We start from the raw sequence: 16,385 nt of genomic DNA, 5'->3' as shown, positions 1-16,385 counted from the left end.
GGGGCCTGCCGATTGGGTCCATTCCTTATGGCAGCCGGGCAACGTGCAAGCGTGGACTTCTTCTTCGGTTCCCAATAGCGACCCTGTTGGTGTAGGTACATTTGTATCCACCCGTGCCTACCTGACCGCCCGCTGTCTGCCCGGGCATGAAGGCTTGACATACGTGTGCAATTACCTGCTACAGCATTCAGCGGTGGATGGTAAATTAGAAGGGTACACCGCTAACGGGCAGCTACAGCATTTTCATTCATCACAGGTCATTGACTGGATACGGGATAAGGTGAATCATCCCGTAGAGGGCTGGGCAGCGCTTTTCGCTCACTCCCGTCCTACAACTAAACAGTTGCTCGAATGGCTATCCGACAGCGAGCTTCATCAGAAAATCACAACCGAAGCATTGAATATCATGATTCAACGGGATCTTCTTCCCCCTCTGGAAGCAGACACTTGGGCTAACATCTCAGACCTGCTTCATACTTCTTTGCAGCTTGTTATGCTCAAAAAAGATAAACGCCGTATTCGAGCAGTGCTGGAGCAGCTTTATGATTCGGAGCATTGTTAACCTTTTGGAGCCGCTGCGTCAGCGGCTTAATCCCCGGAAAAAGGTATCTATAGTGAATGAAATTAATTCGTCATTTGATTTTGCCGTAGGAAAATCAAAATTCAGGAGCAGGGAAGTCAATCCGTGCAGCATGCTCCACACGGATGTGGCGATCAGGCGCTCATCCCCTTGAGTTATGCTGCCATCATCCATAGCGGCTTTTAGTCCGGATTCAAGCAACTCAAAGCCTTTAAAGCGTCCACTGTCAATAAGGTTGATTAAGCTTACAGATTCCAGGTTGCTGATAAACAGGATATTGTAATATTCCGGGTTAGCCGTTCCAAAACGGACATAAGAGTCGGACACCGTTTTCAGCACGTCCAGGGCATTCAATCCTGCTGCCTGTGCTTCTTCCGTACGCTGCTGAAGAGACTGAAAAAACATGGAATTTCCTTCTATCAGCAGTTCACGGACAATCGCTTCCTTATTGGCAAAATAATGATAAATGGTCGTTGGCGAATATTCGATCTGATCCGCAATTTTGCGCATGGAAACTTCGGCATACCCTTGGTTCAGGAAAAGCGAGCGGGCGGCCTCGATTATTTTCCGGCGAATCTCACTGCTTTCACGTTCTCGGCGTTTGATATGTTTCATGAGTAAATGTACTAGCCCTTTCTGCCTGCCCCAATTTGGCGGCGATACGATCAGCTTCCATTATACCCGAGTTCATAGCCCCTTGAAACCCGCCCCCCGGCTGTGTCCATGCCCCCACCAATGACAGGCGGTTCACCGCTGTTTTGCGTTTCAGTCTTTTCATGCCAGACTGCCGTACCGTTTGCGCGTAGCCGTAGACGGCCCCGTCGGGATTGGCTGTATAACGCTGCATCGTCCGCGGTGTACCCAACTCGGCTACCACCACTTTACTGCTAAACCCCGGATACAATCCTTCAAGACGCTTCAGTATCTGCCGTGTTACGGCTTCTTTTTGGGCTCTATATTCGGGACGCGTCGCAGGCCAATTTTCCAATCTGTCCAAAAATGTAACTGCAATGACGCCTTTCCCCGGCTCATTAAGCGAGGGATCCATGGCGTTGTAATTCGTGAGCATCCAGTTGCCTTTGGTATACTGACCGCTCATCATGACTTCATAATCTGTCTCCGAATCTGGCTCGTTACGCAGAATTAAGTCTTCTTCGGTGATGCCAAGCTCATGGGGTTCACATAATAACCCAAGATATAACTGGGTGAGAGACGTGCCGGTCTCCAGGCCGCTGACGGCTTCCAGCTCACGGCGGGCAGCATCATGGTTCGATAGCAGACAGCCATAGGTATGATGGGGACTGATACCGGACACAATCCAATTGGCTTCATATACGTCCCCTTTTTTCAGGCGTACACCAACTGCTTTGCCGCCTTTGAGTACAATCTCCGACACCTGACTGCGCAGGTGAACCTCTCCGCCGGCTGACTCAATGGCGGCAACAAGCGCATTGGATAAAGCTTGTGCGCCTCCCTGAATGTAATACGTTCCCTCCAAATGATAGCCGATCCAGGGAATGAAAAAATACAAGGCGGCAAGCCGCTTCGGGGGCAATCCATAATAGGGCCAGAGCGCAGTGAAAAATTCCGTGAATTTCTCAGACAGCCCGAACTGACTTACAGCCTCCCAAGTGGTCATTTGCGTCCAGCGGAAGAAGGTTCCTGCTTTGAGCAGGCCAGCCGCCTTGCGCCAGGAAGTGAGGGAAGAGGAAGAGAAGACGGAGAAGCCTTCCTCAAAGCGGCGAATACCTGCAAACAGGCTGTCGATGGCTGCCTGCTCAGCAGGGAACATGTTTTTGAGGAGCTGCACATATTCCTGCACATCGGACGGGATATCAATGATCTGTCCTTCCCAACAAATGGAATACGGGTGTTTTTTGCGGAGAGGTACGATCCGTCGGTCCACTTTGCAGTCTTTCAGCAACTGAGCGAAGCTGCCTTCTTCGAGTCCGCCAACACCGTGCAGGGATACGTCAAAAGTATAACCCTTTCTTTTGAATTCAGTTGCAAAGCCGCCCGCCAGGGTATGACTTTCAAAAACAGCCGTCCGGTAACCGAGCGCGGAGAGTCTTGCTGCACAGGACAAACCGCCCAGACCTGCGCCGATGACGATAACATCATATTTTTTCATGATTTCTTCTCCTTTTTTAACATTGTTATTTAAATTAACAGTGTTAAGTTAGTGAGATTATAACCCACAACATTACGTTTGGGAAGCCCCGTTTTTTGGGGTTATCTGCCGGGGCTAACCATCAAAACATAAGAAATTTAGCTCTTATTACAGCTGCAAAAGTTGAGAAGATTATAAAAAATCCAAAATTGTAGCGCTTTCACTTGTCAGATTCTAATGCAGATGCTATCCTTCAAGTGGGATTGTTACTGAAAAGGCAAAACCCGAGTACATTCGTGTACCCGGAGTTTGTCTTTTTTTGATTCATACGAATGCAACAGCATGCAGTAACATATCCTTACTATTTAGAAAGCGCTTTAAAAATTGACACCAAAGGAGATCAATTTCATGCAAAGAAGACGTTTCGCCCTTGTTTTACTATCTTTCGTGTTCCTGCTCACGATTGTTTTTCCGTCCTCCAGCTCTGCCGCAGCATCCGATGTTCCAGCACCACAGGCCACCCTGCTCACTCAGGTACAGCCTTTAGGTGAAGTCGTTTCTGCCGTTGTACTGAAATATAGCACCAATATCGACGGGGCATCCCTGTCCAAATCCAGCTTTCAGGTACAATCTGTACTCAATGATGTATACACAGACAGAACCGTGACCGGTGTGTATACCAACGATACCGGAATCATCGCCAACCGTAGCACTCATGGCAAATATGTCATTATCGAACTGGACACGCAGGACAAAAATGCGGGTACCCTTACTTACAATGCAACAATCGCAATCAACCAACCAAACGCATTAAATTATTACATTAGTCAGAAACAAGACATTGCAACTCAAAAGAAAACAGTCATTCCAGCCTCACCGCAAACTGTAAACGCAACTGATAAAATGACGCCGATCGTGGACGATTTCCAAAAGAACCTCTTTGAAAATAAAGATGGCTACAAGCTGAACTACTTCATGTTCGAGCCTAAAGTAGAATCCGGCGAGACCTACCCGCTGGTTGTATTTCTGCACGGAAATGGCGAGCGTGGTGATGGAAACGGAGTAAATCTGCTGGCCAATGCCGGGGCCGTTACCTGGGCTTCTCCTGAGCAGCAAGCCAAACACCCGTCCTTTGTAATCGCTCCACAAAGCCCGATTGACCCGGTTCATAAATTTATTTGGGCAGATGAGCCGCGCAACAGTGCTGTAGCTGATTTGGTACGGGAAACGGCGTTAAAATACCCGATCGACACTAACCGAATCTATATTGTTGGTATTTCTCAAGGGGCTATGGGAACGTGGAGATTGTTGGAGAAAAATCTTGACTTGTTCGCCGCAGGCGTACCGATTGCCGGTTTGACCAACTATGAGAAAGCCGTTAACATGTATGCCCCTGTTGATCCTAAACACGTCGAAGTACTGAAAAACGTCCCTATTTGGGCCTTTCATGCCGTAGACGACACCACGGTAAGCCCTAAAAACACGCAAGAAATGGTTGCTGCCATTCAGGCGCAAAATGGAAATCTCATTCATTTTACTGAATATGAAGCAGGCATTATTAAACCCGTAGGACACTTCTCCTGGGTTCCCGCTTTGCAAAATCAGGATATGATTGAATGGCTGTTTGCACAAAAGAAATAAATTCATGTTTGCCTATCTCTAAAAATAAAGCGCCAGGCGGTTCGATACCCGCCTGGCGCTGTTTTGCTATCTAAAAAAGTACCTGCCTTCCTGTGTACCACCATCAGGAGTGCAGTTGCCACATCTGTTTTAGCCATGTGCAAATCACCTTCCTATTCACTTAGGCTCATATGGGGAGCATGCACCTAAAGGATATTAGTAAATATGTAGCTTGCGTATGGTGGAGTTTATTTCACCCTTTTACGCTTGTGTGTTACATTATATATAAGTAAAATGAGGACAAAAATTCGAAACAGAATTTACGTTCGCCATTTTTTCATAGTCCTTTATTCCGAACTAAATCAAAGTCTATATCTTCCCGACATGTGCTCCATAACAATTCGTCTGTAAGAAAACTTAATGCATCCATGTTGCGCAATCGTTCGACCAACTCAGTAATCACATCTATGTCTTCACGTTGTACATGCCTTGCAAGAGTGATGCCACCTGTATCGCCGTCAACATATAGATGGGAATGATGTCTTTCCTTTTTTACATGTCGAAGGGTAAGCACGCTATTGTCGATCATCATGACGTAACGGTCCTTGATCAGATAGCCCTCAAAAAGCTCATACATATGCGGAAGATCGCAGGGACCAAGAATGAGACTTACTTTTTCAAAATTACTTTTGTTCATTAGAATTTAGCTCCCTTCACATCTTTTACATTGTCCTCTATGAGAGGTTGTTAAGTTGAATCCCTAATATATTAAGCCTTTAAAGTACAACCTTTGTAGTTATTCTATATCTTTTCAGGATAAACTTCAATGGTTAATATTCTTCTATCTAAATTTTTTAATGAGGTGTATGTATGGGAATTACTTTCAAACTTGAAGAATTGCTTCGAGAAATCGGTATTACTAAAAACGCTCTTGCTCGTGAGGCCAAAATCAGGCCCAACACCATCTATGAAATGTGTAACAATACATCCAAGCGGATCGAATTTAAAACGTTTAATACAGTGATGGAAACGCTGATTCGTCTTTCTGGTCGTCCGTTAACCCTACACGATGTTCTCGAATATATACCTGAAGATGAATCGGAGAATCATTGATTCCATTTGAATAAAGACCCGTAAGAAGTCACTTTGGTACAGTGTCTATCTTACGGGTCTTATTTATTCTTTAAATCCATCGCATATGTACTTAGATAAGCTATGAAAACTTTAAATAGTTATGTTAAATATTAAAATATTGTTAATCGAATCAAAGCAAAAAGACCCTATTCTTGGCATTCTGGGTCTTTTTGCTTTAAAGGAATTCATTTCTGTAGAACTCATTTATATTCTAAAATTTATTTCACTTTGCCGCCTTCTACGACCAATTGGTCTGTGAAGCCTTCTCCGTAAACGGAGGTCAGTGTGTTCTTGTAGGCTTGATGGACAAAGTTTTCCTTACCCAGCGTATCCAGCTCATTGTTGATCCAATCCAGCAGCTCTTTATTTCCCTTCGCTACTGCGGGGGCAATGGTATCCTGGCCGCCAAAGGCCGGAATGGTTACGGTGAAGCCGGGGTTGGCTTTTGCCCAGGCGATCAGCTCTGTATTATCGTTAGCAATGGCAGCGCCGCGCTTGTCTTTGAGAGCTGAGAAAATTTCTGTGTACTGATCGAATTTGAGCAGCTTGATGTCAGGATAATTTTTCGTAAAATAGGTCTCAGCCGTCGTTCCTTTTGCGACAATCAGCTTCTGATCCGAGTTCTTCAATTGATCAATCGTGGTGATCGGAGCGCTGTCGGGTGATACAATGCCAAAAGATAATTTCATGTACGGGTTAGCAAAATCCACCTTTTCTTTGCGCTCGTCCGTTACGGTAAAGTTAGCCATGATAATGTCTACCTTGTTGGATTGCAAATAAGCGACCCGGCTGGCGGCATCCACCAGAACGAACTCCACCTTGGACTCATCGCCCAAAAGATCCTTGGCAAATCGTTTCGCAATATACACGTCAAAGCCCTGATTCTTCCCTTCCGAATCCACGTAGCCAAACGGAGGCTTATCCGCGAAAACACCAATTCGGATTTTGCCGTTCTTTTTAATGTCCTCAATCGAAGCAAATTTTGCCGAGCCTGAACTGCCGTTGGCATTGCCGCCAGCTCCCGCGCAGCCCGTCAATCCGATAAGCAGCAGGCTTACAGCCAGCAATAATGCAGTTAACTTCAACCCTTTTTTCATCGTATTCATCCCCCTGTTTATGTAGTTTCATACTGAAATATATCCAGAAATTGCTGGGCACGCTCTGTTTCCGGTTGGGTGAAAAATTGCTGTGGTGTGGTCATTTCGCATATTTGTCCTTGATCCATAAAAACGATGCGATCCCCCACCGACTTGGCGAATCCCATCTCATGCGTCACGATAATCATCGTCATCCCCTGTCGTGCCAGCTCCCGCATCACATCCAGCACCTCTCTGACCATTTCCGGGTCCAACGATGCTGTCACTTCGTCAAAGAGCATAATTTCGGGGTTCATACACAGTGCGCGTACAATCGCAATCCGTTGCTTTTGTCCGCCTGATAACTCTCTCGGATACGCATCTTTGCGATCCAACAGACCGACCCGTTCCAATAATTGCTCCGCTTGCTTGAGCGCTTCCTGCTTGTTTCTTCGCTGTACTTTAAGCGGGCCTAGCAATATATTTTCCAAGACGGACATATGGGGAAACAGCTCATAGTTCTGAAATACCATCCCGATATGCTGCCGTACCTCCCGCCAATTCACTTTTTTGTCCGTAAGATCCTGTCCTCTATATCGGATTTCTCCGCCTTGGACTGGTTCCAGACCATTGAGGCATCGCAGAAGTGTGCTTTTTCCGCAGCCCGAAGGGCCAAGAACGACCACGACCTCCCCCTTCGTTACCTCCAAATCAATCTGTTGGAGTACCTTTCGGTCACCAAAGCTTTTGTCCAGCCCTCGAATCTCCAGCAAAACCTCCATAGCTTCTGCCATGACTCCCACCCCATCCTGCTAATTTTGCCATCTGCGTTCGAATCTCTTGGAAAGTCTGGACAACGGATAGCATACGAGAAAATATAGTATAAAAATAAAACCGTACACCCAAAAGGATGCCGCTGGCGCTTTAATCACGCCAAGCTCAATAATCTGTTGTCCGACCTTTACCACCTCTACCACGCCGATCAGCACCACCAATGACGTCGTTTTGATCATCCGTGTTGCCAGATTAATAGAACCCGGCAGCATTCGGCGTACCGCCTGAGGAATGAGCACATGACGGTACAATTGTCCATACGTCAGACCGAGCGCTTGCCCGGATTCCACTTGATGCTTGGGCAACGATTCGAGCGCACCACGAACGATGTCACCGATCTCCGCCGCACCCCATAAGCTAAACACGATAATTGCCGTTAGCTCCCCGCTAATGTTCACATTCAGCAAAGGCGTAAAGCCAAAGTACACCACATACAGCCATACCAAAATCGGAATGATACGAAATGTCTCCAGATAAAAACGTAATACGAATCGAATCGGACCTGACTTTAAAGTGCGCAATAGCCCCATTACGATGCCCAGCACTGTGCCGATCACAATCGAAATAAACGCAATTTCCATCGTAACGAGCAATCCACCTAACAGACGCTCAAAATTAGAACCTTCAAAAAGCACATTAATCCCCGAATTCTGCATATCGCACCTTCCTTTCCACCCATGTCAGCAGCATCGACAAAGGCAAAAGCAGGATGAGATAAGCCAGCACCAGCAGAATCAGCGATTCCGCCGTTTTGTAGTACATGCCGATCAGGTCTTTTGCCACATTCATAATATCTAGCAAAGCAATGGCGCCAACAATGGAGGTTTCCTTGAGCAGAAAAATCGCATTCGCACCCAACGATGGAACACTGATAGCAAAGGCCTGCGGCAAAATAACATATCGCGCCAGTTGCACCTTGGACAGTCCCAGGCTAAGCCCGGATTCCGTCTGCGTTTTACTCACCGCTTCAATTCCACCACGGAACGCCTCTGCCATATACCCTCCGCCCAAAAAGGTCATACCGACGATGGCACACATCATTTCGCTCATATGCAGACCTATTTTGGTAAAGCCATAATACAGAAAATACAGCTGTACCAGCAGTGGTGTATTTCGGGAAAGCTCGATATACGCTGTAATAATGCCGCTGACGCCCTTCACCTTGTAATACAACACAATACTGCACAACAAACCGACGATCAGCGAAAAGAGGATGGCCCAAAAAGCAATCTTCAATGTAAGCCACATCGCCTCACCATACAGCGGCAAGCTCTCTACGATAAACTCCCAGTCTAGATTCATATGTACATACCTTTCAATTTTTAATTTTCAATTAATCCTATGTATTTTGTAAGTTTAATAACAATGATTGTATTCCAGCCTAATTATTACGTCAATACTTTGATGAAAATTTGTCGTATTTATCTATGATTTAGGAAGAAAAACTTTGTTATGTTTCAGAAATACATGCAAAAAAGCCTGAAATGGTTAAATTCCATTCCAGGCTTTGGTCTATTCTATACGATTCATCACACCAGTGGCTCCGTAGCTACAGGACCGCCGAGCTTTTCCACAATCAAGCGGCTTTCCTCGTTCAGTCCCCGCAGGGTAATCAATTTACCGGATTTCGTGTACTTTTGCAGCACCTTCCCAATGGCGGTTACCGCAGAATGATCCCAAATATGCGATTGGCTGAAATCCACCACAACGCGCTTCGGATCATCCGAAGGTTCAAAATGGTCGACAAAATGAGTCGTCGAAGCAAAAAACATCGGACCTCTAACATGGTACACCTTTTCATCGTTGTCCTCTGTCGCGCTGATGCGGATTTTAGCCATTTTCCAGCCAAAATGCAGGGCACTCAGCAATACGCCCACGATAACTCCCTTGGACAAATCATGCGTAGCCACCACAATGACGACCGTCGTAACCATGATAAATGTGTCCGCCTTGGGAACCTTGGTGATATTTCGGAGCGAATTCCAGTCCACCGTCCCGATACACACCATAAACATAACTCCCACCAGTGCGCCCATCGGTACTTCCTTCACAACCCCGCCGAGCACCAGCAGCAGAAAGGCCAGAAACACCCCTGCCGTGAAGGTGGACAAACGCCCTCTACCTCCCGAACTAACATTAATAACAGATTGTCCGATCATGGCACAGCCACCCATACCGCCGAAAAAGCCATTTACAAAGTTGGCAATTCCTTGCCCGCGGGCTTCCCGGTTTTTATTGCTTTTCGTTTCGGTCATTTCATCCAAAATACTGGCTGTCAGCAGCGATTCCAGCAGTCCCACCAGCGCCATCGTAAAGGAATACGGCAGTAAAATCCACAAAGTATGCAACGACCACTCAATCTGCGGCAAATGGAATGAAGGCAGTGAGCTGGTCAGTGTACCGATATCGCCTACGGTTTTGACATTTAGCCCGAACGCATACGTGATGATCGTCATGATGACGATTGCCGTTAATGGAGCGGGAATGCTCTTCACAAACCTCGGCAAAATATACACAATGAGCAGCGTACCCGCCACCATCGCGTACATGATCCAATTGGCTCCGTGAAAGTGGGTGAGCTGTGCCATAAAGACGAGGATCGCCAGCGCATTCACAAACCCGGTCATGACCGGCTGCGAAATAAAGCTCATAAATCGTCCTATTTTCAAAACACCCAGCAGCACCTGAATAATACCTGCTAAAATAGTAGCCGCAAACAGATATTCCACGCCATGATCCTTCACCAAACCCACGACTAGCACCGCTACAGCCCCGGTTGCTGCCGAGATCATCGCCGGACGTCCGCCTGCAAAAGAAATAACAATTGCCATTGAGATGGAGGCGTACAGTCCGACCATCGGATTGACACCGGCAATGATCGAGAAGGCAATCGCCTCCGGGATCAGCGCCAGCGCCACGGTCATGCCCGCAAGTATATCGGCCCGGATATTACCGAACCATTGTTGTCTAAGATTCATACGGTTTCCTTCCAGCCTCCTATATTAACGGAGAACCGCGTGTTGACCCGCAGCCCGGTATCGTTCCGGGCCTCCGTCCAGCGGTCAATCGCATAGGCTCTCCTATGATTCGGCTCGTTTCTCTCACACGAACCCGCCGTTACATTCAGTCCATCATTATAACGTAAGGGATTCGCAGAAACGAGTCAGGTAAGAGGCTGTTTAGAAAAAGAAAACAGGCGTTTCCTTGGAATATCGCCCGTTTTCTTCATGTGATTCGTTTTCTTATATTTAAAATTTTTGCAACTCCTGTACAAGTTCCAATAGGGCGTCAGAGATATCCGGGTCGGAGCTATGCTGGAGCATGCTCTCAAAATCAGGTAATGCCCGCTTCAAAAGCCGATAGCTATAATCGTAATAGCTCCAAAAGGCCACCGGATCATAGCCTCGCGCTTCTTCCTCTTCCCATTCCAATTCATCTTCTTCAGGATCGGTATCTTCTGGCCACAGATATTTTTCATCCAACAGCACGGTCAGGGATTCGACAGACTTCTGTGAATCAGCTTGTGCATTTTGCATGTCCAATGCCCCGATAACTGCATGATATAACTCTAATTCGTCTAGCATGATATCATCCGCTTTTCTCGCATGTATATTTCTTAATAAGAAAAGCAACGCCCATGGCGTAACCTGCCACAATGTGCCCTGATGCTCAATCAGATTAGCAATGTCATCATATTTTCCGTCCGATATCAATTGCGGCAGCTCGGTCCCCCTGCCATATGGAGTCGTCAGACGGTGCCACGGCACATCGGTGATTTGGAAACTATGAATGGGGATGGTGTTGAACTCATGATTATCCATGGCTCATCCTTTCCGGTCGGTATCTAAAATCTTCCCGATTTAAAAATAGAATACAGTAAAAAAGCAACCATTAAGAGAGCAACAACAAAGCCAATCTCAATCGCAGGCACATTCCACAGCACGGTCGCCTGATGATTCAGCGATGAGCCGATAATTAGGCCGACCATAATAATGCTGAATGCCAGCAGTACGATGCTGAATGACAGGCGATTGCTGATTTGATCCAGCCTGCGTAGGAGCATTTCCAGCTCCGGCACGGTGACCTCCAGCTTGAGCTTGCCTTTGCTGATAATCGAAGCCAGATGCCTTGCCTGCCCCGGCAGCTCCATCAGCGTCTCGATCAGCTCGGTCGCACCGCCCAGCAGCTTGCCCCGGATACGACGGCCGCTAAAGCGTTCCTTTAACAGCTTGTTGCCAAAAGGCTCCGCCAGAGCAAGAATGCTAAGATCAGGGTCGAGATGCTCAACGACCCCTTCCAGCGTCAGCAGCGACTTGCCGAGCAGCAAGACGTCTGAAGGCAGGCCGATCCGGTGCCGCTGTGCTGCGCCAAACAGGTCGTTCAGGGCATCCCCGATGCTGACCTGCGAGAACGGAACGTCCGAGTAATCTTCACGCATTTTATCCAGGTCGGCACGCAGCGCGTTCATATCGGTATCTGGCTCAACTAGCCCCAGCCGTTCGATAGCCCGAACCATGGCATCGGTATTTTTGCGTATCAGCGCCATAATGAGGGAAGCGAGATGATTCTTCATCTCTTCGCTCAGCCTTCCCGTCATGCCAAAGTCCAAATAAGCAAGATTGCCATTTTTCAGAACAAGCAAATTTCCCGGATGAGGATCAGCGTGAAAAAAGCCTTCCATAAAAATTTGATGCAGCATACTGTTGACCAGCCGCTGCGCCAGCTCTTTTAAATCATATCCACGGCGTAATAGCTCTTCGCGATTGCCCAGATGGGTGCCATCCAGGAACTCCATCGTCAACACACGTGAAGAGGTATGGTCCCAATATATTTTCGGAATATGGATATGCGGGTCCTGCTCGAACTGGAGCGAGATTTTCTCCGTATTGCGGGCTTCATGGTTGTAATCCAGTTCCTGAATGAGCGATCTGCCCAGCTCCTCCACCATCTGGCTAAGCTGATAGCGTTCCACCCATTCCCAGCGTTTGACTGCCATTGCAGTCAGTTCCCGCAAAATGTCCAGATCCCGCCGAATGATGCGGTTAACGCCGGGACGTTGGATTTTAATGGCGACCAGTTCTCCGGTGTGCAGCTTACCCAGATGCACCTGACCAATGGAGGCGGCAGCCAGCGGAACATCGTCAAAACGGGCCATGATATCCTCCAACGACGTATCCAGCTCCTGTTCCAAAATGCCACGTGCGGTTTCAGCGGAAAAAGGCGGCACCTGATCCTGAAGCTTAACCAGCTCACGGATAATCGGCTCCGGCAGCAGGTCTGCGCGCGTGCTTGCCAACTGTCCAAGCTTAATGAACGCAGGCCCCAGATCCTCCAGCACCAGCCGAATCCGTTCACCCAGCGTTTTGGACTCTGGTGTTTCTCTCGTCAGCCACTTGCGGGGCAGCGATAATAGCTGGAACAGGCCCATTTCCTCCACCATATAGCCAAAGCCATGACGCGCCAGCGCCATGGCAATTTGCCGGTAACGACCGGCGTGCTTTATACGAACCGCCATTTTAATCCGGTCGATTCCCTTCCTCAGCATCGCTCGAACCCGTAAGCGCCGCCTTTTCTTTTTCCAGCTCCGCTACCTGTTTTTCCAGAGATGCCACACGTTGCTCCAAACTTGCGACATCATTTTCGGTAGGTACATCCAGCTCCTGCAAAATGCGACTAACCTGCTCGCGGATCACCGTTTTGAACTGTCCCTGCTCCTCTGCGCCCCGTTCGATCAGACGATCAACCAGCGCCTTGGATTCCGAGGGTGCAAGTTCTCCCCGGTTCACAAGATCCTCGACGGCTTTTTCCACCTTTTCTTTGCTGACAATGGTGAGGCCCCATCCCAAAGAGATGGCTTTTTTGAACAAATCGCTCATGATATATCCTCCCCTACCTGTGATTTCCTATAGTATAACCCGAAAAGGGGACCTGCATAAAGTCCGCAGCTCCCCCCGTTTGACGACATCAGCTATGTTAGCCCGGCAAGCGTCCAGCCCACTTGGCAGCCTGAAGAATCAGCTTACGATATCCTTCATGTTGGAAGCTTGGCTGATTGTGTCCAGGCATCAAGTAGACGACCCGACCCAAGCCATAGGACAACGACCAAGCTGCTGGCCACCATTGGCCCTCGTGTTCGTATTCCATCAGCAGTGTTTTTTCAGTAAACGGGTCAAAATCAAACCGATACGGCTCCTCCTCAATCTCAAACGGTTCAATCCCTTCCATAATCGGATGGTCCGGCTCCGTCACCTTGAAGGACAACTGACCCGCAGCAGGATGCCGCAAAAAACGCGCCCCCATGAGCTGTGCAATTTCATATCGGCCTTGCAACGTAATTCCGTTATGCAGCACGAGCAGTCCTCCCCCGCCACTGACGTAGGACAGCAGCCCTGCTGTTTGCTGGGGAGACAAAACCTCCTTGCGGCTGTCGCAGTACGAGATGCACAAATCAAATGAGGCCAGGTTTTCCTTGAGCAGCATTTTACGATTTTCACTGCATTGAACCGTCATCCAATCCTGTAAAATATGGCTAATCTCTCCGTCCACCCCTTGTAGCGGGTGAAACTCCGGATACGTATAATCTCCTAACAACAATGCTTTTCTTCTTTCCATGATGAATCCTCCTTGCCTAATCTGTATATAAGGACTTTAAAGGCGATGTCCCGTGTCATTTGTTCTTATTGGTGTGGGTCGGGCGCTCAAAAATTTCAATTAGCCCTCACCTGTTGCGCATAACACCGCCATCATCGTCCGAGCTACGGCATATATAAATAATTCTACAGAGGGGCTATTAAATCCTTTAGCAGAAGATTATAGCATATATATTCGATCGGAATAAACACATTCAAAAATTTATATGGGTGAACACTGGCGAATTAATCGGTTTATGGTATACTCGTAAGAAAAAAAGCGTGTCCATGTGTTTTCTAAAAAAGCTGGTTCGCTTTTTAGTAGAGGTTTATGCTTGCGGTTATAGAATTGTTAAGCATTGCTTAAAACTTATACATTCTATGAATCTTAAAAACCGGGGAGGTTGCATGAATGAAGAGGACTGGAATGACCCGGCCTTTGGACAGCTTGGGACGGATTGTGCTTCCTAAAGAGTTGCGCATGACGATGGAGATTGACATCGGCGATCCATTAGAGTTTTTTATTGAAGACAAGACACTCATGCTCCGTAAGTACAAATCAACCAATTGCATATTTTGCGGTGCGGTTGATACGAACACCTATTTTAAGGACCAGTTTATTTGCGACGAATGTGCAGCCGCGATGAAAACGGAAGATTTGCTTCCGGTCACGGCGTCAGAAACCAATTCGGCTTCAATCAAGCAAAATATGCATATGAAAAAGATTTATCAGCGTACAGATGTTATTCTGGAAAAAATGAGAGAGCTTATGGAAGAGCACCCAGCATCCTCACAAAAACAACTCGCTTCTATGCTAGGCGTGAGTCAGGGAAGGATTTCCCAGTTGAAGAAGCTCATGTGAGCGAATCATCAAAAGTGTAATGAATACGCTTCCATTTAATGTAAGGTTGAATCTTGCCTAAGTTAGAAATGCCGGACCCTTGTGATAAAGGGCACCGGCCTTTTTGCGTACATATCAAGTTCTTCATTTATCCTGTCATGAACTACAGTTGCGATGGGCGCTATATAGCGGATTGCTGACCGTATGCCCTGCACTTTTCCACCCAGCGTACTGCCGCCTTGGGAAGAGAGGCGAGGTGGATATGCGTGTAGGCTGCCAACAGGTTACCCTTCGCATAGCCTTCGCTCTGGAGCCCGCGCATTCCCTTGGTCTGATAGGCATAAGGGAACGGGGAGGCTGATTCATCATAGGCCATCACGGAATAATGAAACTCATGACCCCGAATTGTCTCTCCAGCCTCCAGCAACAGACAATCCTGTAATGCAGTTGCTTCCCGGTATCCGAGCGCGGCCCGCTTGTCCTGCATTCGCACATCGGACGGGATCACTTCCGCCATGCTATGCACGGCACCGGAACGATCTGTAAGCGTACGCGCCAGCACCATGTAACCACCGCATTCGGCGAATACAGGCATATCCCGACTCACCGCGTTGCGGATATCTTCTAGAAAGCCCGTATTCGCAGCGATATCTGCGGCGAACTCCTCGGGAAAGCCGCCGCCCAGATATAGGCCGCTTGTACCCTCAGGTACGCGTTCTCCCGCCAGCGGACTGAAAAAGGAAAGTTCTGCTCCCGACTGACGCAGCAAATCCAAATTTTCCGGATAGTAAAAGTTGAACGCCGCATCTCGGGCGACGGCAATGACCGGACGTTCCCCGGCTTCGGCTTGCTTCTCCGACGAAAGCCGATCCGTGGAAAATAACGGATGCGCTGGCAAAGACAGCGGCGGAGCCGAGTCCGCCAGTGCCCGCAGCGCGTCCAAATCCGTGCCTGCGCGGATCAGCTCTGCCACCCGTTGGAAGAGCGGTTCAAGCTCGCCGCGCTCGACAGCCGGGACCAAGCCCAGATGACGCTCGGGAATATCCAGCCCGTCGTCGCGTTGGAGCCAACCGAGCACGGGGATGCCGCACTCCTGCTCGATTGCCTTTTTGACGATGCCGTAATGCCCTTGACTTCCGCAGCGGTTCACGATTACACCCGCAATACGCAGCTTCGGTTCCAGACGCTGGAAGCCGAGTACAATAGCGGCGGCACTTCGTGCCATACTACGCACGTCGACCACCAGCAATACGGGGCTGTCCGTCAGCATCGCGATTTCGGCAGTCGAGCCGGTGTTGCTGAGCGGGTCCTTGCCGTCATACAGCCCCATGACGCCTTCGATTACGGAAATATCCGCACCCTCGGAGGCGCGGATAAAGGTTTCACGCACCGTATCCGGCGAGGTCATCCATGAGTCGAGATTACGCGAAGGCGTTCCGGTCGCGGCGGTATGATAGGTCGGATCAATATAATCTGGCCCACACTTAAAGCCCTGCACCCGCAGGCCGCTGTCGGCAAAAGCCTTCATCAGCCCCAGGGTAACGGTCGTTTTGCCCGCGCC

The 16,385-nt window shown here is 48.4% G+C and carries 17 protein-coding genes and 1 pseudogene; 4 read left to right on the top strand and 14 right to left on the bottom strand.

The genetic code is table 11. The features are described from left to right. Window positions 1–562: pseudogene (locus L696_RS30885) on the top strand (SMI1/KNR4 family protein); the annotation flags it as partial. 18 nt (window positions 563–580) lie between these two features. Here L696_RS30885 and L696_RS0107465 read toward each other — a convergent pair. Both L696_RS0107465 and L696_RS0107460 read right to left on the bottom strand, forming a co-directional pair. After that, complete coding sequence (locus tag L696_RS0107465) at window positions 581–1,195, bottom strand: TetR/AcrR family transcriptional regulator (RefSeq protein ID WP_025683085.1); 615 nt, start codon at window positions 1,193–1,195, stop codon at window positions 581–583. Then, window positions 1,167–2,711 carry a phytoene desaturase family protein gene (locus L696_RS0107460; protein ID WP_025683084.1) on the bottom strand — a complete coding sequence of 515 codons (1,545 nt, stop codon included), beginning with the start codon at window positions 2,709–2,711 and terminating at the stop codon, window positions 1,167–1,169. Before L696_RS0107460 ends, L696_RS0107465 begins: the two co-directional genes overlap by 29 nt. 387 nt (window positions 2,712–3,098) lie before the next feature. Here L696_RS0107460 and L696_RS0107455 point away from each other — a divergent pair, with 387 nt between their 5' ends. Further along, on the top strand, window positions 3,099–4,331 hold the full coding sequence (locus L696_RS0107455; RefSeq protein ID WP_025683083.1) for a PHB depolymerase family esterase: 1,233 nt from the start codon (window positions 3,099–3,101) through the stop codon (window positions 4,329–4,331). Window positions 4,332–4,333: 2 nt separating this feature from the next. Here the strand turns inward: L696_RS0107455 and L696_RS32325 are convergent, their stop codons facing one another. Continuing rightward, window positions 4,334–4,468, bottom strand: coding sequence for a hypothetical protein (locus L696_RS32325; RefSeq protein WP_280740137.1), 135 nt, complete (start codon window positions 4,466–4,468; stop codon window positions 4,334–4,336). 179 nt (window positions 4,469–4,647) lie between these two features. After that, window positions 4,648–5,007 carry a hypothetical protein gene (locus L696_RS0107445; protein ID WP_025683082.1) on the bottom strand — a complete coding sequence of 120 codons (360 nt, stop codon included), beginning with the start codon at window positions 5,005–5,007 and terminating at the stop codon, window positions 4,648–4,650. A 173-nt stretch (window positions 5,008–5,180) separates the two neighbouring features. On the opposite strand from L696_RS0107445, the gene L696_RS0107440 reads away from it, so the two are divergent. Beyond that, on the top strand, window positions 5,181–5,423 hold the full coding sequence (locus L696_RS0107440; RefSeq protein ID WP_025683081.1) for a helix-turn-helix domain-containing protein: 243 nt from the start codon (window positions 5,181–5,183) through the stop codon (window positions 5,421–5,423). 239 nt (window positions 5,424–5,662) lie between these two features. On the opposite strand, the gene L696_RS0107435 is transcribed toward L696_RS0107440, so the two are convergent. The 9 genes from L696_RS0107435 to L696_RS0107395 form a co-directional block, all read right to left on the bottom strand. Then, complete coding sequence (locus tag L696_RS0107435; RefSeq protein ID WP_025683080.1) at window positions 5,663–6,541, bottom strand: cysteine ABC transporter substrate-binding protein; 879 nt, start codon at window positions 6,539–6,541, stop codon at window positions 5,663–5,665. 17 nt (window positions 6,542–6,558) lie between these two features. Next, window positions 6,559–7,314, bottom strand: a complete 756-nt coding sequence (locus tag L696_RS0107430; protein ID WP_025683079.1) for an amino acid ABC transporter ATP-binding protein — start codon at window positions 7,312–7,314, stop codon at window positions 6,559–6,561. Window positions 7,315–7,332: 18 nt separating this feature from the next. Next, window positions 7,333–8,010 carry an amino acid ABC transporter permease gene (locus tag L696_RS0107425; protein WP_025683078.1) on the bottom strand — a complete coding sequence of 226 codons (678 nt, stop codon included), beginning with the start codon at window positions 8,008–8,010 and terminating at the stop codon, window positions 7,333–7,335. After that, window positions 7,991–8,656, bottom strand: coding sequence for an amino acid ABC transporter permease (locus L696_RS0107420; protein ID WP_025683077.1), 666 nt, complete (start codon window positions 8,654–8,656; stop codon window positions 7,991–7,993). The genes L696_RS0107425 and L696_RS0107420 overlap by 20 nt, the downstream gene beginning before the upstream one ends. A 227-nt stretch (window positions 8,657–8,883) precedes the next feature. Next, complete coding sequence (locus L696_RS0107415; RefSeq protein WP_025683076.1) at window positions 8,884–10,332, bottom strand: SulP family inorganic anion transporter; 1,449 nt, start codon at window positions 10,330–10,332, stop codon at window positions 8,884–8,886. A gap of 270 nt (window positions 10,333–10,602) precedes the next feature. Beyond that, window positions 10,603–11,175 (bottom strand): hypothetical protein, encoded by a 573-nt coding sequence (locus tag L696_RS0107410; RefSeq protein WP_025683075.1) that lies wholly within the window; start codon window positions 11,173–11,175, stop codon window positions 10,603–10,605. Between the two features lie 23 nt (window positions 11,176–11,198). Continuing rightward, window positions 11,199–12,869, bottom strand: coding sequence for an ABC1 kinase family protein (locus L696_RS0107405; protein WP_025683074.1), 1,671 nt, complete (start codon window positions 12,867–12,869; stop codon window positions 11,199–11,201). Window position 12,870: 1 nt separating this feature from the next. Continuing rightward, window positions 12,871–13,230: a phasin family protein gene (locus L696_RS0107400; protein ID WP_025683073.1), complete on the bottom strand. Its 360-nt coding sequence runs from the start codon at window positions 13,228–13,230 to the stop codon at window positions 12,871–12,873. Between the two features lie 97 nt (window positions 13,231–13,327). Beyond that, on the bottom strand, window positions 13,328–13,966 hold the full coding sequence (locus L696_RS0107395) for a ThuA domain-containing protein (RefSeq protein WP_025683072.1): 639 nt from the start codon (window positions 13,964–13,966) through the stop codon (window positions 13,328–13,330). 429 nt (window positions 13,967–14,395) lie between these two features. Between L696_RS0107395 and L696_RS0107390 the strand changes: the two genes are divergently transcribed. Further along, window positions 14,396–14,845 carry an AbrB/MazE/SpoVT family DNA-binding domain-containing protein gene (locus L696_RS0107390; RefSeq protein WP_025683071.1) on the top strand — a complete coding sequence of 150 codons (450 nt, stop codon included), beginning with the start codon at window positions 14,396–14,398 and terminating at the stop codon, window positions 14,843–14,845. Window positions 14,846–15,005: 160 nt separating this feature from the next. Here the strand turns inward: L696_RS0107390 and L696_RS0107385 are convergent. After that, on the bottom strand, window positions 15,006–16,385 hold a 1,380-nt coding region (locus L696_RS0107385), incomplete at its 5' end, for a cobyrinic acid a,c-diamide synthase CobB (RefSeq protein WP_025683070.1).

It is taken from the genome of Paenibacillus maysiensis, assembly GCF_000520815.1.
Taxonomy (GTDB): Bacteria; Bacillota; Bacilli; order Paenibacillales; family Paenibacillaceae; genus Paenibacillus; species Paenibacillus maysiensis.
This window is presented reverse-complemented; position numbering and strand designations above follow the sequence as displayed.

What these genes read in the sequence shown, in the direction of transcription:
- L696_RS0107395 (WP_025683072.1), bottom strand. Translation starts at nt 13,966, where the DNA reads ATGGAAAGAAGAAAAGCATTGTTGTTAGGAGATTATACGTATCCGGAG.
- L696_RS0107465 (WP_025683085.1), bottom strand. Translation starts at nt 1,195, where the DNA reads ATGAAACATATCAAACGCCGAGAACGTGAAAGCAGTGAGATTCGCCGG.
- L696_RS0107410 (WP_025683075.1), bottom strand. Translation starts at nt 11,175, where the DNA reads ATGGATAATCATGAGTTCAACACCATCCCCATTCATAGTTTCCAAATC.
- L696_RS0107400 (WP_025683073.1), bottom strand. Translation starts at nt 13,230, where the DNA reads ATGAGCGATTTGTTCAAAAAAGCCATCTCTTTGGGATGGGGCCTCACC.
- L696_RS0107440 (WP_025683081.1), top strand. Translation starts at nt 5,181, where the DNA reads ATGGGAATTACTTTCAAACTTGAAGAATTGCTTCGAGAAATCGGTATT.
- L696_RS0107455 (WP_025683083.1), top strand. Translation starts at nt 3,099, where the DNA reads ATGCAAAGAAGACGTTTCGCCCTTGTTTTACTATCTTTCGTGTTCCTG.
- L696_RS0107390 (WP_025683071.1), top strand. Translation starts at nt 14,396, where the DNA reads ATGAAGAGGACTGGAATGACCCGGCCTTTGGACAGCTTGGGACGGATT.
- L696_RS0107405 (WP_025683074.1), bottom strand. Translation starts at nt 12,869, where the DNA reads ATGGCGGTTCGTATAAAGCACGCCGGTCGTTACCGGCAAATTGCCATG.
- L696_RS32325 (WP_280740137.1), bottom strand. Translation starts at nt 4,468, where the DNA reads ATGGCTAAAACAGATGTGGCAACTGCACTCCTGATGGTGGTACACAGG.
- L696_RS0107430 (WP_025683079.1), bottom strand. Translation starts at nt 7,314, where the DNA reads ATGGCAGAAGCTATGGAGGTTTTGCTGGAGATTCGAGGGCTGGACAAA.
- L696_RS0107435 (WP_025683080.1), bottom strand. Translation starts at nt 6,541, where the DNA reads ATGAAAAAAGGGTTGAAGTTAACTGCATTATTGCTGGCTGTAAGCCTG.
- L696_RS0107415 (WP_025683076.1), bottom strand. Translation starts at nt 10,332, where the DNA reads ATGAATCTTAGACAACAATGGTTCGGTAATATCCGGGCCGATATACTT.
- L696_RS0107425 (WP_025683078.1), bottom strand. Translation starts at nt 8,010, where the DNA reads ATGCAGAATTCGGGGATTAATGTGCTTTTTGAAGGTTCTAATTTTGAG.
- L696_RS0107460 (WP_025683084.1), bottom strand. Translation starts at nt 2,711, where the DNA reads ATGAAAAAATATGATGTTATCGTCATCGGCGCAGGTCTGGGCGGTTTG.
- L696_RS0107445 (WP_025683082.1), bottom strand. Translation starts at nt 5,007, where the DNA reads ATGAACAAAAGTAATTTTGAAAAAGTAAGTCTCATTCTTGGTCCCTGC.
- L696_RS0107420 (WP_025683077.1), bottom strand. Translation starts at nt 8,656, where the DNA reads ATGAATCTAGACTGGGAGTTTATCGTAGAGAGCTTGCCGCTGTATGGT.